The 21,070-nt window shown below is 69.5% G+C and carries 22 protein-coding genes; 10 read left to right on the forward strand and 12 right to left on the reverse strand.

Going from position 1 to position 21,070, the window contains the following annotated elements; all coding sequences use genetic code 11:
• Positions 1–30: 30 nt before the first annotated feature.
• Complete coding sequence (fdxA, locus tag ACW4TU_RS01135) at positions 31–351, forward strand: ferredoxin (RefSeq protein WP_457423655.1); 321 nt, start codon at positions 31–33, stop codon at positions 349–351.
• Positions 352–522: 171 nt separating this feature from the next.
• On the opposite strand, the gene ACW4TU_RS01140 is transcribed toward fdxA, so the two are convergent.
• Together ACW4TU_RS01140 and gap are read right to left on the reverse strand one after the other, a co-directional pair.
• Positions 523–822: a RidA family protein gene (locus ACW4TU_RS01140; RefSeq protein WP_457423657.1), complete on the reverse strand. Its 300-nt coding sequence runs from the start codon at positions 820–822 to the stop codon at positions 523–525.
• 36 nt (positions 823–858) lie between these two features.
• Positions 859–1,869: a type I glyceraldehyde-3-phosphate dehydrogenase gene (gene gap, locus ACW4TU_RS01145; RefSeq protein ID WP_457430643.1), complete on the reverse strand. Its 1,011-nt coding sequence runs from the start codon at positions 1,867–1,869 to the stop codon at positions 859–861.
• 147 nt (positions 1,870–2,016) lie between these two features.
• Here gap and ACW4TU_RS01150 point away from each other — a divergent pair, with 147 nt between their 5' ends.
• The 3 genes from ACW4TU_RS01150 (at position 2,017) to ACW4TU_RS01160 (ending at position 3,651) form a co-directional block, all read left to right on the forward strand.
• Positions 2,017–2,439 (forward strand): hypothetical protein, encoded by a 423-nt coding sequence (locus ACW4TU_RS01150; protein WP_457423659.1) that lies wholly within the window; start codon positions 2,017–2,019, stop codon positions 2,437–2,439.
• 5 nt (positions 2,440–2,444) lie between these two features.
• Positions 2,445–2,567, forward strand: coding sequence for a hypothetical protein (locus tag ACW4TU_RS01155; protein WP_457423661.1), 123 nt, complete (start codon positions 2,445–2,447; stop codon positions 2,565–2,567).
• A gap of 172 nt (positions 2,568–2,739) precedes the next feature.
• Entirely contained in the window at positions 2,740–3,651 is a 912-nt protein-coding gene (locus ACW4TU_RS01160) for a hypothetical protein (RefSeq protein ID WP_457423663.1), read from the forward strand.
• A 118-nt stretch (positions 3,652–3,769) separates the two neighbouring features.
• On the opposite strand, the gene ACW4TU_RS01165 is transcribed toward ACW4TU_RS01160, so the two are convergent.
• Complete coding sequence (locus ACW4TU_RS01165; protein WP_457423665.1) at positions 3,770–5,062, reverse strand: MFS transporter; 1,293 nt, start codon at positions 5,060–5,062, stop codon at positions 3,770–3,772.
• A 320-nt stretch (positions 5,063–5,382) separates the two neighbouring features.
• Between ACW4TU_RS01165 and ACW4TU_RS01170 the strand changes: the two genes are divergently transcribed.
• From ACW4TU_RS01170 to ACW4TU_RS01180, 3 genes are all read left to right on the forward strand, one after another.
• The gene (locus tag ACW4TU_RS01170) at positions 5,383–5,736 is read left to right on the forward strand and encodes a VOC family protein (RefSeq protein WP_457423667.1); all 354 of its coding nucleotides are present in this window, start codon (positions 5,383–5,385) and stop codon (positions 5,734–5,736) included.
• A gap of 335 nt (positions 5,737–6,071) precedes the next feature.
• Positions 6,072–6,224 carry a hypothetical protein gene (locus ACW4TU_RS01175; RefSeq protein ID WP_457423669.1) on the forward strand — a complete coding sequence of 51 codons (153 nt, stop codon included), beginning with the start codon at positions 6,072–6,074 and terminating at the stop codon, positions 6,222–6,224.
• Between the two features lie 209 nt (positions 6,225–6,433).
• Positions 6,434–7,372 carry a L,D-transpeptidase gene (locus ACW4TU_RS01180; protein ID WP_457430644.1) on the forward strand — a complete coding sequence of 313 codons (939 nt, stop codon included), beginning with the start codon at positions 6,434–6,436 and terminating at the stop codon, positions 7,370–7,372.
• A 720-nt stretch (positions 7,373–8,092) separates the two neighbouring features.
• Here ACW4TU_RS01180 and ACW4TU_RS01185 read toward each other — a convergent pair.
• The 4 genes from ACW4TU_RS01185 to ACW4TU_RS01200 form a co-directional block, all read right to left on the reverse strand.
• Positions 8,093–9,793 carry an alpha-amylase family protein gene (locus ACW4TU_RS01185; RefSeq protein ID WP_457423671.1) on the reverse strand — a complete coding sequence of 567 codons (1,701 nt, stop codon included), beginning with the start codon at positions 9,791–9,793 and terminating at the stop codon, positions 8,093–8,095.
• Positions 9,784–10,788 carry a TIGR03885 family FMN-dependent LLM class oxidoreductase gene (locus tag ACW4TU_RS01190; RefSeq protein WP_457423673.1) on the reverse strand — a complete coding sequence of 335 codons (1,005 nt, stop codon included), beginning with the start codon at positions 10,786–10,788 and terminating at the stop codon, positions 9,784–9,786. The genes ACW4TU_RS01185 and ACW4TU_RS01190 overlap by 10 nt, the downstream gene beginning before the upstream one ends.
• 100 nt (positions 10,789–10,888) lie before the next feature.
• Complete coding sequence (locus tag ACW4TU_RS01195) at positions 10,889–11,065, reverse strand: CsbD family protein (protein WP_457423675.1); 177 nt, start codon at positions 11,063–11,065, stop codon at positions 10,889–10,891.
• A 540-nt stretch (positions 11,066–11,605) separates the two neighbouring features.
• Positions 11,606–11,851 carry a LysR substrate-binding domain-containing protein gene (locus tag ACW4TU_RS01200; RefSeq protein ID WP_457423677.1) on the reverse strand — a complete coding sequence of 82 codons (246 nt, stop codon included), beginning with the start codon at positions 11,849–11,851 and terminating at the stop codon, positions 11,606–11,608.
• A 166-nt stretch (positions 11,852–12,017) separates the two neighbouring features.
• On the opposite strand from ACW4TU_RS01200, the gene ACW4TU_RS01205 reads away from it, so the two are divergent.
• Together ACW4TU_RS01205 and ACW4TU_RS01210 are read left to right on the forward strand one after the other, a co-directional pair.
• Positions 12,018–12,788: a class I SAM-dependent methyltransferase gene (locus ACW4TU_RS01205; RefSeq protein WP_457423679.1), complete on the forward strand. Its 771-nt coding sequence runs from the start codon at positions 12,018–12,020 to the stop codon at positions 12,786–12,788.
• 493 nt (positions 12,789–13,281) lie between these two features.
• Positions 13,282–13,794 carry a GNAT family N-acetyltransferase gene (locus ACW4TU_RS01210; RefSeq protein WP_457430646.1) on the forward strand — a complete coding sequence of 171 codons (513 nt, stop codon included), beginning with the start codon at positions 13,282–13,284 and terminating at the stop codon, positions 13,792–13,794.
• A gap of 118 nt (positions 13,795–13,912) precedes the next feature.
• Here ACW4TU_RS01210 and ACW4TU_RS01215 read toward each other — a convergent pair whose 3' ends face one another.
• From ACW4TU_RS01215 to ACW4TU_RS01230, 4 genes are all read right to left on the reverse strand, one after another.
• Positions 13,913–15,151 carry a PP2C family protein-serine/threonine phosphatase gene (locus ACW4TU_RS01215; protein ID WP_457423681.1) on the reverse strand — a complete coding sequence of 413 codons (1,239 nt, stop codon included), beginning with the start codon at positions 15,149–15,151 and terminating at the stop codon, positions 13,913–13,915.
• A gap of 266 nt (positions 15,152–15,417) precedes the next feature.
• Positions 15,418–16,221, reverse strand: coding sequence for a PAQR family membrane homeostasis protein TrhA (gene trhA, locus ACW4TU_RS01220; protein ID WP_457423683.1), 804 nt, complete (start codon positions 16,219–16,221; stop codon positions 15,418–15,420).
• 77 nt (positions 16,222–16,298) lie between these two features.
• Positions 16,299–16,613: a MerR family transcriptional regulator gene (locus tag ACW4TU_RS01225; RefSeq protein WP_457423685.1), complete on the reverse strand. Its 315-nt coding sequence runs from the start codon at positions 16,611–16,613 to the stop codon at positions 16,299–16,301.
• 626 nt (positions 16,614–17,239) lie between these two features.
• A complete protein-coding gene (locus ACW4TU_RS01230; RefSeq protein ID WP_457423687.1) occupies positions 17,240–17,713 on the reverse strand; it encodes an ATP-binding protein in 474 nt (157 codons plus the stop codon).
• A gap of 847 nt (positions 17,714–18,560) precedes the next feature.
• On the opposite strand from ACW4TU_RS01230, the gene ACW4TU_RS01235 reads away from it, so the two are divergent.
• Positions 18,561–19,736 carry a serine hydrolase domain-containing protein gene (locus ACW4TU_RS01235; protein ID WP_457423689.1) on the forward strand — a complete coding sequence of 392 codons (1,176 nt, stop codon included), beginning with the start codon at positions 18,561–18,563 and terminating at the stop codon, positions 19,734–19,736.
• A 170-nt stretch (positions 19,737–19,906) separates the two neighbouring features.
• On the opposite strand, the gene ACW4TU_RS01240 is transcribed toward ACW4TU_RS01235, so the two are convergent.
• A complete protein-coding gene (locus tag ACW4TU_RS01240; RefSeq protein ID WP_457423691.1) occupies positions 19,907–21,046 on the reverse strand; it encodes a hypothetical protein in 1,140 nt (379 codons plus the stop codon).
• Positions 21,047–21,070: the final 24 nt, after the last annotated feature.

The following is a 21,070-nucleotide window of genomic DNA, read 5'->3' on the forward strand; positions in this document are numbered from 1 at the left end:
CCGACAGCGACACGACCAAAAGGAAGCACCGTGACCTACGTCATCGCCCAGCCCTGCGTGGACGTCAAGGACAAGGCCTGCATCGAGGAATGCCCCGTCGACTGCATCTACGAGGGCCGGCGGTCCCTGTACATCCACCCGGACGAATGCGTCGACTGCGGCGCCTGCGAACCGGTCTGCCCCGTCGAGGCGATCTTCTACGAGGACGACGTGCCCGGGGACTGGACGGACTACCACAGGGCGAACGTCGAGTTCTTCGACGACCTCGGCTCGCCCGGCGGCGCCGGCGGCCTCGGCCCGGTCGAGCGCGACCACCCGCTCGTCGCCGGACAGCCGGTCCGCGCTGCGTGAGCCAGGCTTGAGGGGTCCGCCGGGCGGGGGTCACCGTCCGGGCGCCGGGCAAGGTCAACCTGGCGCTGTCGGTGGGCCCCGCCGCCCGGACGGTTACCACGAACCGGCCACCGCCTTCCTGCCGGTCGACCTCCACGACGTGGTGCGGATCGCCCCGCACCACGCTCACCGTCACCGCCGACATCCCCGTCGGCGACGGCAATCCGGAGGCGCGGGCGGTCCGTCTGATCCCCGCGCCACCGGGGTCGAACCGGCCGTCACCGTCCCCATCGACAAACCCATCCCCGTCGCCAGCCGCACGGCCGGCGGCAGCGCCGACGTGGCTGCGGGGAACGGCGTCTTGAACGTCTCGTCGAAGACGGAGTTCAGCGCGGGGAAGTCCTCTTCCGTCGCGAGGTCGACTCGGACCATGCCCACGTCATCGAACGACGTCCCCACCGAGTCCAGGACGCAGTGCGGGTCGCCGAACACGCGCCGCACCTGTTCCCCGAAGCCGGCAGGAGTCCGTCACGCGGTCGCGCCCCCGACCAACTGGGTCGTGTCGATGAGGCGGTTGGAGAATCCCCACTCGTTGTCGTACCAGCCGAAGATGTGTACGTGGCGCCCCTCGACAACCTGCGTGAGCAGGGAGTCGAAGATGCATGACGCCGGGTCCCTGACGATGTCCGCCGAGACGACCGGGTCCGCGGTGTAGCGCAGGATCCGCCCGAGTCCACCGTCCGCCGCCTTGCGGAACAGCGAGTTGACCTCCTCCACCGTCGTCTCGCGGGCCACCCGGACGGTCAGGTCGGTCAGCGAGCCGACGGGGACGGGAACCCGCACCGAGTACCCGTCGAGCTTGCCCTTCAGGCTTGGGATCACGAGACCGATCGCACTGGCGGCATTGGTGGTGGTCGGGATGGTGCTGAGGTTCGCCGCGCGGGCGCGCCGGGGGTCGGGGTGCGGGCCGTCCTGCAGGTTCTGGTCCTGCGTGTAGGCGTGGATGGTGGTCATGGTGCCGCACTCGATACCGAGCGCGTCATCGAGCACCTGGACCATGGGAGCCAGGCAGTTCGTCGTACACGAGGCGTTGGAGACGATCGTGTGCTGCTCCGGGTCGTACAGGCCGTCGTTGACACCCATGACGAGGGTGAGGTCCGCGTTCTTCGCCGCGGCGGAGACGACCACCTTCGAGGCCCCGGCGTCGATGTGCGCCCGGGCCTTGGCGGCGTCGTTGAACACACCTGTCGACTCGATGACAACGTCGACCCCGAGGCGGCGCCAGGGCAACTGTGCCGGGTCGCGTTCGCTGAGGACCTCGACCACGGTGTCCCCGACCCTGATCGAAGAGCCTTCCACCACGACCTGCTGCGGCAGCGTCCCGTACACGCTGTCGTACTTCAGCAGGTTCGCCAGGGCCTGTGGGCCGGCCAGGTCGTTGACCGCGGCCACGCGGATGTCGGCGCCGGACGTGAGCAGGGCGCGGAAGTAGCTACGGCCGATGCGACCAAAGCCGTTGATTCCCACAGTGATTGTCATCATTCCCGTCCTGATTGTTGGGAGCTCTGCAGCACTGGCTGCGCGGAACGTCGTGCTTCGCAAGTGTCCATGTACCCCTCACGCAAAAGGGTATAGCCGATCACTCCGAGGCAGGGGCTGCCTCGGCGGGGCATCGGGTTCCCACGAATGGACCTTCGAGTCGAACAACAGATCAGAACGGGCCAGGTCAACGGTGACGGGCAGTCAGGGGTTCACCTCGACGGTATCTCGCAGCGGGCTTACGGCGGTTCCCGAACCGGGGTGATCAAGTTCGACGCCTCGTACGGCAATGACGGGCAGCCCTGGCCGGGAGTCATCGACGACGTTCCCGATGTGTTCAAGCCCTTCGTGGAGGAGGCAGCGCTCACCGACGAGAACGGCGTGCCCGTCGTGACAGCCCGCATCTGGCGAGAGACGACGGACGATCGGTGGCAGCACGGCACCATCGACTTCCCTCCGGACCGCGCCGACCCCGACGGGTCAGCGGCCCTGTTCAAACTTTTGGTCGACCGCTTCCTGAAGCGTTCCAGCACTTCGCCGAGGACTACTACGAGGTCGCTGTCGACCTGAAGGCGGTGAGTGACCTGTATGCCTTGCGGCCGCTGGACCATGAACACGTGTTGACGCTGAACGCAGTGGTCACCCTGACGCACCTGGCCCAGGACATCGCCGGAATCGGCTGTCCGCAGGCCCGGTGAGAGCCGGTCCGTCCGCCCGCCGACACATTGCTCAGGCGTTGGCCGAATCCGCAACTGCCGTCGCCTGAAACATGGTTGTCGCGCGTCCCACCGGTTGGCAGACTCACTGCGCCGACGCATGGAGCACAGTCGCATCGGCAACGGGGTACTTCATCTCTCAGGGGGAACAGCGATGAGACTCAGCGCGCCCAGACGCGTCCTGGCCCGTGCCACGGCCGTCCTCGCACTGGCCCTGGGCATGGCCACCAGCACGACCGGTCTACTGTCCGGCGCCGCCGCGCACGCTCTGCCCGTCGCCGAAGGATTCTTCGGCTTCAGCGGCGACGAGGGCGACTACATCAGCGGCGGTCGGTCCTACGCCTACTCGACGGCATCTCAGGACCGCATGAACAGCTCCGCCGACAACGCCCACAACGCGGTCCACCTCTCGATCGACGGGGCGAACGGTGACTGGTGGTACCTGGATCTGGCGGCGCCGTCCGGCCAGGCTCTCGCACCGGGTACGTACACCGGAGCCACCCGCTACCCGTTCAACGAGCCGACCGAGCCGGGGCTGGACCTCAGCGGAAACGGTCGCGGCTGCAACACCCTCACCGGTGAGTTCACCGTCTCCGACGTGGAGTTCGGCCCGCAGGGCTACGTGAGGAAGCTCGACGCCACCTTCGAGCAGCACTGCGAGGGAGACTCCGCCGCGGCGCGCGGTGAGGTCCACATCAACAACCCGGCCCCGCCGGCCGAGCTCGACCTCGGCCTCGCCATAGCCCTGGAGGGCACCGCGAGCACCCTGAACGGCAAGGCCACCCTGCACGGGACGGTGAGCTGCAACAAGCCGGTGAAGGTGGACGTGTCGGGCGATGTCACCCAGGTGAAGAGGCAGAAGCTCATCCGCGGCTCCTACGCCACGTCGGTGTCCTGCACGCCGGGCGTTCCGGCGGCCTGGACCGGGACGGCCGTACCCACCGGAGACGTCCCCTTCCAGCGCGGTGACGTCGAGGTCGAGGCGCGGGCGACGGCAACGGACCCGGACTACGCCCAGCTGGTAACCGTCAGCCAGACGGTGGCGGTCCAGCTCAAGCGAGCCTGAGTCTGCCCGACAGGGACCCGAACCTCCCGCACGGAGCCGAGCCGCAGCACTCGTACGACCCGGGCCCAGCCCTGACAAGGCTGACAAGGAGCGGGACCCGGGTCGTCAACTGTGCTCACTACGGGTCCTCCTGCGCGGCCGGAAGTGTCCGTCCCACGCGGGCGAGCGGGGAGACCGCCATCAGTACGGGGGACAGCAGCATCCCGGTGGCTGTCGCCAGGAGGCTGGCGCGCAGTCCCCACTCCTGCGCGAGGAATCCGCCGAGCAGCGAGCCGAACGGGGCCAACCCCATACCCACAAACGTGATCGTCGCCGCGGCGCGGCCCTGCATCCCGTCCGGAGTGACGGCCTGCCGGACAGCCATGACCGTGACAGTCACCAACTGACTGCCGGCCCCGAACACGAAGCCGGTCACCAGGAGCACGGGAACCGTCACCGCGGTGGACCCGTCCAGCGCGGGCACGCAGAGGAACGCGCCGTCGCCGAGGGCCGCCGCGGTGACGAGTACCGCGCCATGGCCGAACCGGCTCGGGAGGCGGGCGGCCAGCATCGAGCCCAGGAGCGCGCCGGGCCCCGTGGCGGCGAGCGCAAGCCCGACCCCGGTCCCCGACAAATGCAGTTCGCGCGGCAGGAAGAGCAGGTAGACCGTCATCAGGGCCGCGAAGGAGAGCTGAAAGGCTGCCGAGGCGAGGCACACGGCTCTCAGCGAGGGGTCGCCGGCGACGAAACGGAGGCCGTCATGAATCCGCCACCCCAACCGGGAGGGGTGTTCTGAGTGCTCCGGGATCGATTCGGTCCGGCGGATCCGCCGGACCGACAGAAACGACAGCGCGAAGAACAGCGCGCTGGAAGCGACAGCGATGGGCGCCGACAGGATGGAGACCAACGCACCGCCGAGGGCGGGACCGCCGGTCTGGGCCGCGGACCGGCTGCCCTCGAGCGCGCTGTTGCCCCGCACCAGTTGCTCGCGTTTCACCAGCCGCACGAGAGACGCCTGGTACGCCACGTCGAAGAACACGGACAGGGCACCGACCGCGAAGGCGACCACGAACAGCTCCGGCAGGCCGAGCCGGCCGAAGAGGCCGGCCACCGCGGCGGCGCCCAGTGCCAGGGTCCGGCCGAAGTCCGTCAACACCATCACCGTGCGGGTCCGCCATCCGTCGACCCACGCGCCGACGAAGAGCGACAGCAGCAGAACCGGCACCTGCCCCACCGCGCGAAGGACACCCAGCTGGCCGGCACCGGCGTCGAGCGTCAGGACGGCGAAGAGCGGGAGAACCACCAGGCTTGTGTGCTCGCCGAGTTGGGAGGCCGTCTGGCCCACCCACAGTCGGCGGAAGTCGCCGTCCCGCCACAGGCTCGGCGGAACAGGTCGGCCGGAATCGGGTACGGCGGAAGAAGCGGACGGCACGGCGATCCCCTTGGTTGCCTCGAACGACGCCCGCCGACCGGCGCACGAAAGACGCGCCGGATACAGGGGGAGGCTCGCTGTGCCGCAACATCAAGGGCAGCACGCGATGACAGGCCGATCAGGGCCTACGACGTCAACGCGCGCGGACGACCGACCATGTCCTGGCTCCTTCCGGGGTTGCTCGCTGCAGCCTGACACTAGCCCGCGGCGGCCCGGCACGAAAGGCGATATCACCGGCGTGCACGCGGACACCGCTCTGTGTGGATCGGGCGATGGTGTGGTGCCGGGCCGCCCGGCTACCGGGCTGACAGGATGGCGGCATGGAACGTGTGCTGGGAATCGGTGGGTACTTCATGCGAGCGTCCGACCCCGCGGCCCTGAGCGCGTGGTATCGCGATTGCCTGGGTCTGGACGCCGATGAGAACGGCCTGTGGCACCAGGAAGCCGGGCCGACGGTGTGCGCGACGTTCGAGTCCGAGACCGACTACTTCGGGTCCCGCGCCCAGCAGACCATGCTCAACTTCCGGGTCCGCGACCTGGATGCGATGCTCGCGCAGTTGCGCGCCAAGGGGGCGGACGTCGCCGACGACACGCAGGACATGGACGGCGTCGGTCGATTCGGCTGGGTCACCGATCCTGAGGGCCATCGAATCGAGCTGTGGCAGCCCGCCTGACCGCGTCTGGACGAACCCGACGACCCGCGCGCCCGACTCCTCGGCTCGCGACGCCGCGATCCGCCTCGTCCGGACGCCCGACGACCGCGCCCCGCAGCGCCGCCCGCGCCTGCAACTGGTCCTTACATTGCGGCATTTGACCACTCTTAGGAACCGTCACACCGTATCCGTATCCGTGACCGCGATGCGGCCGTGTTCGTGATGGGCTGCTTCCGCGAGGACGTCCGCACCGCACCGCACCGGGTGAACAGTGTTGATGCTGGAGGAGGTGTGGATGCCGCGTCGGCGTCCCGCCGAACGAGCTGGATCTCGGCACGGGCGAGCAGGCGAAGCCCGTGCAGGACGGTGGTCCGCCGGAGGGCACGGCCTCGGCACTGGGCGCACACACCGGCGCCGACGGGTACCCGGGCAACACCAACGCCTGGTACTCGGAGGGCGTCATGTACCCGGGCGGGAACGACCGCATCAGCTCCGTCCGCAACACCTGACCCACACCGCGTGCGCGGTGGGGGGTTCACCTCGTCCCCACCACCGGGCACCGAGGTTTGAGACACGTTTTACGCGGCACACGCAACTGCGGCCCACCGCGTCGCTGTCTCACAGTGCGTCGGGCCCATCAGGGCCGAAGAGCTAGAGAGCGGGGCAAGTCGTGCGACGGCGCAAGGGCAGCATAGGGATCGCACTCGTCACGGGCGTGATGCTGGTGGGCGCGAGCGCCTGCGGCGGGGGTGGCGGTGACAAGGCGAGCGGGAGCGACGCGAAGGCCTCGGGAGATTCCGGGGCGAGCTCGTCGCCGTCCCCGACGAAGCCCGCGGGCCCGCCGATGCTGCTGGAGACGATCACCCCACAGACGGGAACCACGGTAGGCGTGGCCATGCCGATCTCGGTGGTCTTCACGAACCCCGTGGCTGCCAAGGCCAGGGCCGCGGTCGAGAAGCACCTGAAGGTGAGCGCCTCGCAGCCGGTGGCCGGCGCCTGGCACTGGTTCGGCGACCAGCGCGCGGACTGGCGCCCGAAGACGTACTGGCCCTCCGGCACCACCGTGAAGATCGACGCCGACATGAAGGGCGTCAGCAACGGCAACGGACGTTTCGGCGTACACGGCTACACGCACACCTTCAAGATCGGTGACGATGTGCGCGCCGATGTCTCGGTGACCGGCCACACCATGAAGGTGACCCGCGACGGCGCGCCGGTGCGCACCCTGTCGATCAACGCGGGCAGCGCCGAGTATCCGACGTGGAACGGCACGATGGCCGTCATCGACAAGCAGGAGAAGGTCCACATGACCTCCTGCAGCGTCGGCATCAGCTGTGACAAGGGAAGCCCCGACTACTACGACCTGACGCTGCCCTGGGACGTCCACCTGACCCAGTCCGGCACCTACGTTCACTACTCGACCGGTGACCCGAATCCGGGCGGCGGCAGCGCCCGTGGCTCGCACGGCTGCGTCCACCTGTCCATGTCGGACGCCAAGTGGTTCTACGACCAGGTCAAGCAGGGCGATCCCATCACCGTCACCGGCTCACCCCGCGCCAAGGCCTCGCCCGACAACGGCTACGCCGCCTTCAACCTGGGATGGGCCCAGTGGCTCGCGGGCAGCGCCTCCGGGGAGGGCACGACCGCGTCGCTGTGATGCGCGGCGGTGGCGACGACGAGGGCTTCGCTCGGTGCCGCGGGCCCATGTGTCGATCATGGCCGCCCCGGAGGCGACGGTCCGCAGCCGATCACGGGCGGCAGAGCCGGGCGTGGTGGTCCAGGCGGTCGGGATGGGGGTGGGGATCGGTGTTGGCCGGCCCGACCACCGGGCGAACTCCTCGTCCCGCATGGACAGTTCACCGACCAGCTCGATCAGGCGAGGGTCCTCGGGATAGGGGCAGGGGCCTGACAGGATTCACGGTCAGCCCCGTCGTCACCGCCCTCGCCGTGCGCTTCGCGGGCAACCCTCCCGCCCTCGCCTCGGCCTGACCGGCCTGCCCCTGCTCGGCACCGTCATCGCGGCCCTCATCCTGACGCCAAGTTCGACATACTCGGCTGCGATCCCCGATCGGCCTCAGCCTCGGAGCCCGCCCGCCCGAGGAGACGGCCGTGTCCGTCACCACGGAGATCATCGCCCAGGTCAACCAGGGCACGGGCCGATCCCTGGCCCAGATCACCGGCCCAATCCCCCGGCCACCCCGGCACAGGCACCGTCGGTCCTAGTCAGGTGAGCAAGGGAGAGCCCGCGCCGGGAACGCCGAACAGGGTCCGCACCCCGCCAGGCTTCCCCGACAGCGGAACGAGTCGGCGCCGACCGTTGATCTCCGGCCGCCGCGGGGAGGGACCCAGCACCGGCGATCAACGCCCCCTGCGGCTCTCAGCCGGCAACAACCCTCTCCGGATCGTCGGCCGGGGTCCCGGCGCGCAGCCACCGGTACCCGTAGGCGGGCAGTTCGACGCCGAGGAGACCGTCGTCGGACACCGTGAGTCCGGCGTGGTCTTCGGCGAGGAGGTCGGTCAGCCTGTCACCGGGTGCCGTCTCCGGGAGCCGTAGTCGTACGGTGAGGGGGCGGCCCGCGAAGTTGTGCAGGGCCAGGATCCTCCCGTCCGGGGTACAGCTGATGTGGGCGAGCACGGCGCGCTCCCCCGTTTCCACGAGGCGGTACTCGCCCCAGGCCAGCTCGGGAGCCTCCCGGTAGCGCTCGACGAACAACCGTATGCGGCTCAGCAGCGAGCCGGGGTCGCGGCTCTGCTCGTACACGTTCACCTTCTGGGGTGCGAACGCACCCTCCACCAGCGGATTGGGGAAGGTGTCCGGCGCGGCCGTGGAGTAGCCGGCGCCATCCTGCGGGGTCCACTGCATGGGCGTGCGTACGGCCTGGCGGCCCTCGGCGGCCAGGTTCTCGCCCATGCCGATCTCCTCACCGTAGAAGAGCACGGGGGTGCCCGGCAGGGTGAAGAGCAGGCTGTAGGCGAGTTCGATGCGGCGCCGGTCGCCGTCGACCATGGGGGGCAGCCTGCGGCGCAGCCCCCGGTCGTACAGCTGCATGTCCTTGTCCGGGCCGAAGGCGGCGAAGACCTCGGCGCGTTCGTCGTCGCTCAGCTTGTCGAGAGTGAGTTCGTCGTGGTTGCGTACGAACGTGGCCCAGTGGGCGTCGCGCGGGGCGGCGGGGCGATCACGCAGCGACGCGGCCAGCGGTCCGGCCTCCTCGCGCGCCATCGACAGGTACATCTGCTGCATCCCGACGAAGTCGAAGCACATGGTGAGTTCGTCGCCGCGGTCCGATTCGGGGTCGCCGAAGAACCGGGCGAGGTCGCCGTAGGGCAGGTTCACCTCGCCGAGCAGCACCGACTCGCCGTTGCGGCGGCCCAGGAAGGCGCGCAGGTCCGCGAGGTACTCGTGCGGGTCCGGCAGCGCGCCGGCGTCGGCCTGGCCGTCCGTCTCCAGCAGGAAGGGCACGGCGTCGACCCTGAACCCGGACAGCCCGAGCTGAGTCCAGAAGCCCATGACGCGGGCTATCTCGTCCCGGACCTCGGGGTTGGCTACGTTGAGGTCGGGCTGCTCCTTGTAGAAGCGGTGCAGGTAGTACTGGCCGCTGCCCTCGTCGTACTCCCACGGGCTGTCCTCCGCGTCGGGGAAGACCACGTCCTTGGGACCGTCCTTGGGAGGCTCGTCCTGCCAGACGTACCAGTCGCGGTGGGCCGAGTCCCGGCCGGAGCGGGCGTCCTGGAACCAGGGGTGGTCCTCGGAGGTGTGGTTGACGACGAGGTCGGCGATCACGCGGATGCCGCGGTCCTTGGCCGTGCGGACGAACTCGGTGAAGTCGCCGAGGGTGCCCAGGCGGGGGTCGACACCGTAGAAGTCGGTGATGTCGTATCCGTCGTCGCGTTCCCGGGTCGGGTAGAAGGGCATCAGCCACACGCATGTCACCCCGAGGCGCACCAGATGGTCGATGCGCTGGGTGAGACCCGCGAAGTCGCCGATCCCGTCACCGTTGCCGTCCTGGTACGTCTCGACGTCGAGGCAGTACACCACCGCGTTCTTCCACCACAGGTCGGATGTACGGGTCAGACGCATCGGTACTCCTTCGCCGTGGCGGGAAGCGGGCGGGTGACGTCGAGCCGGGGCAGTACCTCGGCACCGAACGTGTCGATGAACGAGGCCTGTTCACGGCCCACGTGGTGGAGCATCACGGTGTCGAACCCGAGTTCGGCGTACTCCTGGAGCCAGGCGGTGTGGCGGCCCAGGTCGGAGGAGACGTTGACCGTGCCCGCCACCTGTTCGGGCGTGACATGCTCGCTGACGATGTCGAACAGTTCCACGGAGTCCAGGTCCCAACTGACCGGCGGTGTGTGCACGTTGGTCCGCCACTGGTCGTGCGCCAGCGCCAGGGCCTGGTCCTCGTCGGGCGCCCAGCTCAGGTGCGCCTGGAGATGCAGGGGCCCGCGGCCACCCGCGTCGCGATAGGCGTCGGCGATCTCCCGCAGTCGCTCGGGCGGGGCGTTGACCGTGATGAGGCCGTCCGCCCACTCGGCGCACCAGGCGGCGGTGGCGGTGCTGCACGCGGCTCCGATGAGCGGCGGCACCTCGGGCGGCAGTGTCCACAGCCGGGCCCGGTCCACGGTCACCAGTCCGTCGTGGCTGACCTCCTCGCCTGCCAGCAGTGCGCGGATGATGTCGACGCATTCCCGCAGCCGGGCGTTGCGCAGTTCCTTGCGCGGCCAGGGGGCGCCGGTGATGTGCTCGTTGGAGGCCTCACCGCTGCCGAGCGCCGCCCAGAACCGGCCCGGGTACATCGACGCGAGGCCGGCGATCGCCTGGGCGACGATCGCGGGGTGGTAGCGCTGCCCCGGCGCGTTCACCACGCCGAACGGCATCCGGTCGGTGGCCTGGAGCGCGGCGCCGAGCCAGGACCAGGCGAATCCCGACTCTCCTTGACGGACGCTCCAGGGTGAGAAGTGATCCGAACACATGGCGGCGGTGAATCCCGCGCGTTCGGCGTGCACCACGGCGTCGAGCAGGCCCGCGGGCGGGATCTGTTCGTGCGAGGCGTGCAATCCGTAGACAGTCATGCCCGGCGGGTACCCCCGCGATTGATCCTCAGCAGCGACGCCACAGCACTGATCCCGGCAGCCCGCGGGAGGCGGGTTGCCGGGATCGGTGGATGTGCGTCTACTTGGGCTTGATCGCGTCCTTGGCCTTCTCCTTGGCGGCACGCAGGTCTCCCTTGGTCTCCTCGGCCTCTCCCTTGGCCTTCAGAGACTCGTTGCCCACGGCACCGCCGACCACCTTCTTGATCTTGCCCTTGGCCTGCTCGCCCTTGGCCTGACCCTTTTCGTCCGCAGCCACAGTCACTCACTCCTGTCTCACTCGAAGGAACCTTCCTCCCCCCGTGTCGCCTGAGATTTCTCTCTCAAACAGGTCTTTGGGCTCGTAAAAATCGCGTGTCCTGGGTCGATCGCCGAGAGTGACCGGGGCGAGGCTGGGTCCCCAGGGGTACTCCCGTGGGCTTGCCTCGGTGCGCAGGTGGTTTCCCATCGCTCTCCTCGCCAGAGCGTCCGTCCCACCGTCGATGAGTTCCAGGTCCTGGAAGGAGTGCCTGCCGCTGATCGACCACCACCGCTCGAAGTAACAGGCGCTGATCCCCCAATGGACTGCGTGCGGCAGGGTGCAGTGGACCGAGGCAGAGGTCAGGTCCGGCTCGGAATCCGGGGTTTCGGTCGGAACGGGGGCCGGCGGCCCTCCATCAGGGCTCTGTTGAGCGCCCCTCAGCGAGGAGCGCGCAGCCGAGTTGGTGCCCCGTGGCGGAGGAGCGGCTCAGTGCTCAGTCTCACCGCTCCCGGCACTCCGGTCCTACGCTGACGAGGAGTACGAACACACTTGGTCGGGTCACGTGCGCTGGGCGATCCTGCCAGCGACTTCCACGGCGATCTCGATCGTCCGTGCCGCGAGTGGGGAGTGAGTGCGATGTGCCTGCCACAGCAGGAAGATCTCGCGTGGCGGTAGCCCCGGCCTGAGCTCGTGGACGCACAATGACGCATCGGAGGAGATGTCTGCGCCGTGGAGGGCGAGTTGCGGCAGGATCGCCGAACCCATGCCGCCGCGCGCCATCGACAGGACGACCCCGTACGACATCACCGTCCCCCTCCCACCCGGCGCCCTACGCCAAGGCGGGCGCCGCGTGGTGGCTCGCGGAGTTCGCGCCGGAAACACTGTCGCTGGACCAGGTGCGTGGCGTACTCCGCAACGGCCCGGTCCACATCGACATCGACATCGACATCGAGAGGATCAGGTGACGGTGATGTCCGACCTGTTCGACTACGACGCCGAACTGCGCCTGCACAACGAACTCTTCCGCGCCGCTGCCCGCGTCGGCCCTCGTGACCGTGTGCTCGACATCGGCTGCGGCACAGGCCAGTCCACGCGCGAGGCTGCCCGCGCCGCCGTCAACGGAAGCGCGGTGGGCGTCGATCTCTCCGCGCCCATGCTCGAACGGGCCCGTCGGCTGAGCGACGACCAGGGACTGGCCAACATCACCTACGAGCAGGCGGACGCCCAGGTTCACCGCTTTCCACCGACGCGTTTCGACCTCTGCATCAGCAGGTTCGGCACGATGTTCTTCACCGACCCGGTCGCCGCGTTCACCAACATCGGACGCGCTCTGCGCCCTGCGGCGCGCCTGGTGTTGCTGGTCTGGCAAGAGCGAGACCGCAATGAGTGGGCCACCGCAATCCGCCGGACCCTCACCGCCACCTCGGCCGCACCCCACGGTCCGGACCCGTTCTCACTCGCCGACCCGGCCGTCACGGAAGGCATCCTGACGGCGGCCGGCTTCACGGACGTCACCTTCACCGACGTGCACGAGCCCGTCTACTACGGCCCTGACACCGCCACCGCCTTCGACGCCGTGCTCCGGCTGTGGGAAGTCAAAGACCTGCTTGCCGGCCTCGACGCCACGGCCGCCGAGCAGGCACGCACACGGATACACACCACCCTCGACACCCACAACACCGACGGCGGCGTGTACTTCGACTCACGGGCCTGGATCGTCACAGGTCGCCGGCGTCGCTGACCATCGCCACCTGTCACGCGAGAAGTCGACCATGCGCCGGGCCCGGTCCAGCCGTGAGTCCGCGTCCACCTCGGCCCCCCACACCTCGTACGACCGCCGTCGCACGCCGACCCCGTTCCAGTCCCGCAGCCACCACCAGCACGTCAGGCCCGAGCCGTCATCCTGCCGGCCGGAACGACACCCCCCTGTTGGGCTTGTTCATGCCGTCTACGGTATTCACGGAGCCACCGCCGTAGTGATGCCGGCGATCAGCGTGCTCCTGCTCGTCGCGTGACCGCGTGTCACGCCGCTGGGCCGGGTGTCGCGTCCGCTGACGGCCGGGTGGGGCGAGGGCGAAGCCGGTCTACGGTTCGGCGCGGGCGTCGCACCGCCGGAGACAGGCCGTGATCACGGCGTTCCGCACCTCGCTGGTGCAGTGACCGGCGTCCAGGAGGAGAACGTCCGCGCCTTGCTCGCTGGACGAGCGGATCCGGAGTCAGGGATGATCAGTGGCATGCGGACGGTCCTGCGCGGAGCCCTGGTGACGCTTCGGCCGGCGACGGTGGACGACATCCCGGCTCTGGCCGCGATCCGGAGCACGCCTGAGGTGTACAGGCGGTGGCGGGGTGGCGACGATCTGACGGCGGCCGTGACCGAGGAACTCGAAGATCCCGGGGCCCGGACCTTCGCGGTCGAGTACGGCGGCCGGGTGGTCGGCGCTGTTCAGTGGGGAGCCGAGGACGAGCCGGACTACCGGCATGCCAACATCGACATCTATCTCGACCCGGCGTTGCATGGGCGCGGCCTCGGCACTGACACCGTCCGCGCCCTGGCACGCCATCTGGTCGATGATCACGGATACCGCCGACTGGTGATCGACCCGGCCGCAGACAATGCCGCTGCCATCCGGTGCTACCGCAAGGTCGGTTTCCGCCCGGTGGGCATCATGCGGCAGTACGAGCGCGGCGCGGACGGCAAGTGGCACGACGGGCTGCTGATGGACCTGTTGGCGGAGGAGCTGGAGTAGGTCTCACGTTCGGTCATAGTCCGTCCAGCCGGACCTGCCACGGCGATGGCGCGCAGGAAACGCCTCCGCGTACCTGTCGGCCCGTGGAGCAGCCCGCTGCAAGAGGCGGTCGGACGGGTCATCTCCCGGGACTGGTTCGTCCCGATATTGATGCTCGTGAGGCGTCGGTGAGGTCGGCCCCGGTGGCGGCGTCACGATGGGAGTGGACGGTGCCGCGCCAGTCCAGGCACATGACGGTCGCGTCGTCCTGCAGGTGGCCGTCGTTGGCGTCGACGATCGCCGCGATGAGAGTACGGGCGGCTTCGCGTGGATGCAGTGCGCGGGTGCGCACGATCAGGTCGGACAGGTTGAGGCTGCCCGCGTTGTGCTCCAGCATGCCGTCGGTCAGCATCACCAGCCGGTCACCCGGCCGCAGGTCCAGCGACTGGACCTGGTAGACGTGTGGGATCGGGAAGCCGAACGGCGTGTCGATCTTCGGGGTGATTTCCTGCACCTGTCCGTCTCGCATCCGCAGCGGCCAGGGGTGCCCGGCGTTGACGAACTCCGTCTTGCCGTCGATCAGGCTGATGCGCAGGAGCTGGCCGGTCACGTAGCCCTGACGGCCGTGCTCGTGAATGGCCTGGTCGGCCTGGCGGGCCTGTTCGGCAAGGTCGGCACCGGCCCGCCGGGCCCGCCGCAGGGCGCCCACCGCAAGGGTGGCCAGCAGCGCGGCGTCGACATCGTGACCCATGGCGTCGGTGACGGAGAGCTGGACGCTGTCCCGGTCGATGACGTAGTCGAAGGTGTCGCCCCCGACGTGGTCGGCCGGCTCCAGCGCCCCGGCGACGGCGAACTGCGCGGCCTCGCACGCCAGCGAATCCGGGAGCAGCCGGTGCTGGATCTCCGCGGCCAGGCTCAGCGGGGTGGTGCGGCGGCCCCACTGGTACATGTCGGTGTAGGACCGGTTCGCGATGACGATGTACGCCAGCGCGTGCGCGGTCTCGCCGATCTCCCGCATCACCTCCGCGTCCGGCGCCACGGGCAGGAACAGTTCGAGGAGCCCGATGGCGTCCCCGCGGTTGGTCACCGGGGCGACGATCCGCACCAGCGCGCCCTCGCCCTTGTCCTCCACGCCCGGCCGCTGGGTACGGATCACATCGTCGTACAGGGTGCCCCGCAGCTTGATCCGCCGGGCGGGCTCATCGGTGTCGACACTGCCCGCAGCCCCCAGCCGTACGACTGAGCTGCCGGTGAAGTCGGTGATGAGGAACGACACCGACACGGCCCCGAGGTGCTCCTTGAGCATGCGCGCGACCACGTCGAGCGACTCCACCGGCGCCGCGGCCTCCGCCGCCTCCAGCGTCCCCGCCAGAGTCATCGCCCTGCCCAGGCGACTCTCGTCTTCGGGAAGACGAAAGGCCCGCCCGCCGTCCGGCCCTCTTGCGGTCACAGCGACTCCCTCAATTGCTCGATCACGCTCGGGACGCCGCCCCATCGCGAAAGGCCTGTGCCAAGCCCCATGCCGGACAGGTCAATTGCACCACGGGACCCGCGTCCGACCCGCCAGCCGGCCTCTCTCGGACCATGTGCGGCCCAGGTCCCCGCCGGTCCCGAGTCCTGTGTTTCGGCATGCCTTGTACGCGGTCATGTGACCGCGAGGAGAATCGCGGTGTAGTGCGCGGTGAAGGCGGCGATGGTCAGGGCGTGGAAGACCTCGTGGAAGCCGAACCAGGCCGGTGAGGGGTCAGGGCGCTTGAGTCCGTAGACGACGGCGCCCGCTGTGTAGAGCAGACCGCCGGCGATGACGAGTACGACGACCGCGGTGCCGCCGGTGCGCGCGAAGTCGGGCAGGTTGAAGACGGCCACCCAGCCCAGGGCGATGTAGCACGGGGTGTACAGCCACCGGGGAGCCCCGATCCACAGGATGCGGAAGGCGATGCCGGCCAGCGCGCCCGTCCACACCACGGCCAGCAGCACCAGCCGCTGGTGCTCGGGCAGCAGCAGTACCGCCAGTGGCGTGTAGGTACCGGCGATGATCAGGAATATGTTCGCGTGGTCCAGCCGCCGCAGGACCGCTTCTCCGCGCGGACCCCACGTTCCGCGGTGGTAGACCGCGCTGGTGCCGAACAGCAGGCAGGCCGACACCGCGTACACCGAGCAGGCCGCCACTGCCGCCGCCGAGCGCGAAACGGCGATCAGGACGATGCCGCCGACCAGCGCGAGCGGGAAGACGCCGGCGTGCAGCCAGCCACGCATCCTCGGCTTCAGCACAGCGGCCGCGCGCTCAGCGACGCCTTCCAGGCCGGCCGCCTGCCCACCCGTCAGCCGTCCGGCCGCGCCGGAAGGCGCGTCGACAGGCTGGGCGCGCAGGGCGTCGGAGGTGGTGGTGCCGGGGCCGGGCTGGGAATCCCGTCCAGGTGCCGGCGGCTCAATATCTTCGGCGATCATGCGCTCATATTCTGGCATCGGCGTACGGGGCGGCCCGGCGCGTCTCCGCGGGCCGAGGGTCGGATACAGGCTGTGTGTCAGGAGGCGGCGCGACGGTATTCGGCGTTGATGCGCTGGGCTTCCTCAAGTTGGTCTTCGAGGATGATGATGCGACAGGCGGCCTCGATGGGGGTCCCCTGGTCGACGAGTTCGCGGGCGCGAGCGGCGATGCGCAGCTGGTAGCGGGAGTAGCGGCGGTGTCCGCCCGTGGAGCGCAGCGGGGTGATGAGGCGGGCCTCGCCGATGGCGCGGAGGAAGCCCTGCGTGGTGCCGAGCATCTCGGCGGCCCGGCCCATGGTGTAGGCGGGGTAGTCATCGTCGTCGATACGGCCGTACGAATCCTCTGCTGTCACGTACACCTCTCTGTCGAATCTCTGTCGAACGCGTGGAGGGGCCCTGGCGCCGTACGGCGCCAGGGCCCGAAGGAACTGCTACACCATCTGCCGACCCTTGTACCGCGTCGGCTTTCTGTCTCCGCTTACCCGACCGAGATGCTGTCGGGGATACGGGGATCGCGGTTGCTCGACCGGAGACCACCTCACTATCGATGTCCTGCGGTACCCGGGTTCAAGGCTTCCACCCGGGCGATCCTGATGGCGCTCGGCTCCTCCGTTCTTCCCTGGGTGATCAACTGCTTGCCAAACGGGAACTGCGAACTGCTGGGTACTGCGAACTGCATCTACGGGTACTGCCACTGCGGTACTGCTCACGGCGGCCCCTGATCACTGCGGGCCGCCCGGTCCGGTCGTCAGTCCCGTCGCCGTCCTGCAACAACTCTGGCTTCGACACTCCACCACCGCACCGTCCAGCGAACTACAACTGCATCTACTGCTGCCCGCCAGTTCGTGTCTGCCGGGCCCTGCTGTCTCTCTGGGCTACGAGAGAAACCATAGCCACACTGCCACCCCATGTCTACTCTCGCCAACATAGATTTTCACGTGTGAGTGCTGAGGTACGACCCCGTGACAACACGCCCCGGTCAGGCCCGAGGAGGTCGCGGCTGCTCACCCTTTTCGGACAGGGCGATGCGAGCCGTGATGCGCTTGCCGACCGGCTCCTGCTCGATGAACAGGTCCTCGGCGACGGCCTTGACGATCTCCAGTCCGTGCTGGCCGATCCTGCCGGGATCGGCCGCCCGGGCCGCGGGAACGGTGGGCTCGCTGTCCCACACGACGACGTCCACAGCGCGGGCGTTGATGCGTAGTTCGAGCAGAACGGGGCCGGGAGCGTACTTGCGGGCGTTGGTGACCAGCTCGCTGACCACCAACTGGACGAAGTCCCGCACTCGTGCGGGCACGAGCAGGTGGTGGTCGGTGCGGGCCCGGTCGAGAAAGGCAACGGCATGGTGGCGGGCGTCGGCGATACAGCCGTCATCCCCGCCCAGGGCATAGCCGGCGCGCATCAGGTGCGCGTTCGGCGCCGTAGAGGCGTCGTCGTCGGCATGACATCCCACGTGTTCGCCCTCACTCCCCCCGTTCACGCGTGCCAGTACCCGCGACCGCGGCATGCATGCCACCTGGGATGTTGTCCGGCTCTGCCGCGCCGGGAGCAGCTGACAGGGTTCCACGGCAGGTCCGGCGAACACGGAGACCACCGTGGCCGCCGGCCGCCTCCTTGACGGTGGCCAGATCCATGCCGGAGGGGCAAGGGCGGTGCCGTACAGCTTGACCATCGGCTGGATACCGAACCGAACTGGTACAGCCGAAGGGACGCTGCCCAGCTCGGTGACGTCCAGGTGATCCAGCGACACACCCTCGTGTCCGCACGCGGCCCGTAAGGCCGCGGCGACCGCAGCGGTGTTCTCTCGGCACCGAGCCGGCCCACTCGCCCGGGACACCACGATGACCGACCCGGAGGCGCGGTGAATGGCCCGGCCGGGTCATGGCTGAGCAGCCCGGACCCGGTCGGGCGTGCCAGGCCAGGACCGCAGATACCGGCCATCGGCCCGAGGCTCGTCGTTCCCCGGACGTTGTTGCCCCCGCCTGCGGCCGACCAGTCCGCGGCAGGAACTCCGCTCACGTCTGCGGGATACTGATATGGGCGAGCCGCCTCAGGTCCATCCAGGCCATGTCAAACGGACTGGCGCACAGAGACGGAAGCCTTCCGCCCGCTGCGATGGTGCCTGTTCCTGATTCAGGGAGCCTGCTGGCCTGCTGGGACATGAGACCGTCCGGACGGCCTGCCGCCGCGGACGCCGTCGAACGACCCGCTCGGCCGTATGCAGCAGCGACACAGGCAACCGGGCGCCACGCGGCCGATGCTGGGCGTGCCCCTCACCCCTGCCCGCCCGAGGAGTTCCCATGCCGCTGTCTCGTCTCCCCCTCCTGCGTCTGCCGGTCAGCGCCGCGCTGGCCGGCGTGTGTCTGGCAGCCCTGGTGTCCGCACCCGCCGAAGCCGACCCGCCCGGCTCCGCCACGGACCGCGCACTACAGAGCCAGCTCGAACAACTGGTCCGCGCGCCGGGCGGCCCACCCGGCGTCATCGCCGTGCTCCAGCGAGGGGAGTCACGCCGGATCCTGCGGGCCGGAGTCGCCGACCTCGATACCGGCAGACCGGTCGACGCCACCGACCACATGCGTATCGCCAGTACGGCGAAGGCGTTCAGCGGCGCCGTAGCCCTGCGGTTGGTGGACCGGGGCGCGCTCGGGCTCGATGACACCATCGGCCGACGGCTGCCCGCGCTCCCCCGGGCCTGGCACGCGGTGACACTGCGCGAGCTCCTGACCCACACCAGCGGCCTGCCGGACTTCAGCCGGAGTCCGGACTTCGTCAAAATCCTCACGGCCGACCTGCACCATCGCTTCGACTCCCGGCGACTGCTCGACTTCGTGGCCGGCGAGCCACTGCTGTTCCGTCCCGGTTCGCGGTACCAGTACTCCAATTCGGACAACATCGCCGTGGCCCTGATGGCCGAGGCGGCGACCGGGAAGCGCTACGAGGAGCTGCTGCGGCAGTCGGTGTACCGCCCGCTCGGCCTGCACGACACCAGCCTCCCCCAGGGCTTCGAGCTGCCGGAGCCGTACATGCGCGGCTACGACGTCCCCGTGGGGCCGCCGGCCGCGCCGGAGGATGTCAGCGAGCTGATCGGCGCCTCGGGGGTGTGGGCGTCGGGCGGAATCGTCTCCACCCCTGGTGACATGACCAGGTTCATCCGCGGTTACACGGGCGGCGCACTGATCTCCCGGGCGACGCTGCGCGAGCAGCGCCGTTGGGTGGACGGCGCCTCGGAACCGGCGGGTCCGGGCCGGAACAAGGCGGGGGCGGCGATCTTCCGCTACACCACAAGATGCGGAGTGGTGGTCGGCCACACCGGAAACACAGCCGGCTACACCCAGCTGATCGCCGCGACCCCGGACGGTGAGCGGTCACTGACGTTCTCGCTCACCACGCAGGTGAACGAGGCGACGAAGCCGAAGCTCCTGGGACAGCTGCGCGAGGTCGAGGAGAACTTCGTGTGCGCGCTGCTCCGGAACTGACGGCTGCTCGGAGTCGTGTCGCTCCTCGCCCTCCCTTCACACCGGGCGGGCCAGGGCGATCACGTCCTGTGTGCCCTCCGCAACGATCTGCTCGGATGCCCGGGGCGAGCCCAGGTCTTCTCCCCGACGTGATCCACGCCGTACAGGGGAGAACCCATGGCTTTCACCCGCTACCCACGTTGCCCGTAACGCCGCCAGTCGCGTCCGCCGTCGCGAGAGATCCACAGTCCTTCGCCCTTCACGAGGTCGTACGTCGATGTCGTCGCGTCCGCGATGCCGTACAGGATCGTGCCGCCGACGGTGAACGACGTGAACCTCACCGGCGTTCTCAGCTCGTGGAAGGCTCTGTTGGTGCGGTCGTCAGCGAGCCAGTAGCGGCCGCCTTCCTCGCCGACGAGCAGCCGCCCGTCCGTGAGCAGTTCCAGGACCAGCGCCTCCGGGTCACGTTTCAGGCCCTTCCAGTCAATGCCGCCGGCGAGGACCGTCCGCCAGTGCGCGCCGTCGTCCGTAGTCGTCAAGAGGCCCCGCGCGCTCTCGCCCCGAATGAGGGACAGCACCGCGGTGCCATCCCACGCGGCAAGGACGCCTCCCGTGTACGGCGTGGGGACGGCCACGGAGCCGAGCGTGCGAGCGTCGCGCTGCCATTCGACGCGGTTGGGGTCCGCGGTCGGGGGCTGGTCGAGGCTCCAGACCGTGCCCCGCTCGTCGACGGCGAGACGGACAGCGTCGTCCGGCACTCCGGCCGGGGGCGCCACGGTGCGCGTGGCGGGACGGTAGACGAGGGTCGGCTCCGGTTCGGCGAGCAGTACGTCGCCGGCGCGGGTGCGCAGCGGGGTCTCGGTGAGGATCGCCTTGTGCCGCTTGCCGCGTAGGTCGAGGGTCCACGCTCCCTCCGCTCCCGCCGCCCCCTCGTCCCGCGGCACCCGTACGAAGCCTCCGCGCATCCCCTTGAACGCGGGCGGCACATCCTCCGCGTTCGCGTGCTCCGCGTGCTCGGCGACCGTGCGGCCGTCGGGGCCGACGATGCGCCAGGCGGTGGCGGCCGGCCCCTCGTCGTCCTCGACGTTGTCGGCCTCGTACGTCAGCAGCAGCGAGTCGTCGTCCGCGCGGACCACTCCGTAGGGTGCGCCGGCCATGTCGATGACGTCGGCGGGGCGCGGGTGAGGATCTTCGATGACGCGCTTGTACTTCGCCTCGCGCCCTTCGGGCTCCCCGTCAGCGGGGCGGCCCGTGCCGCAGGCGGTCAACGCCAGCGCCGTACCCGCCACGAGCCCGACCGCTCGCGCCCCGCGCCTCCTCAGCCGCACCATGGCCGCATCCTCACATGAGGCGGC

The sequence above is a fragment of the Streptomyces kryoterrae genome (genome assembly GCF_054072135.1).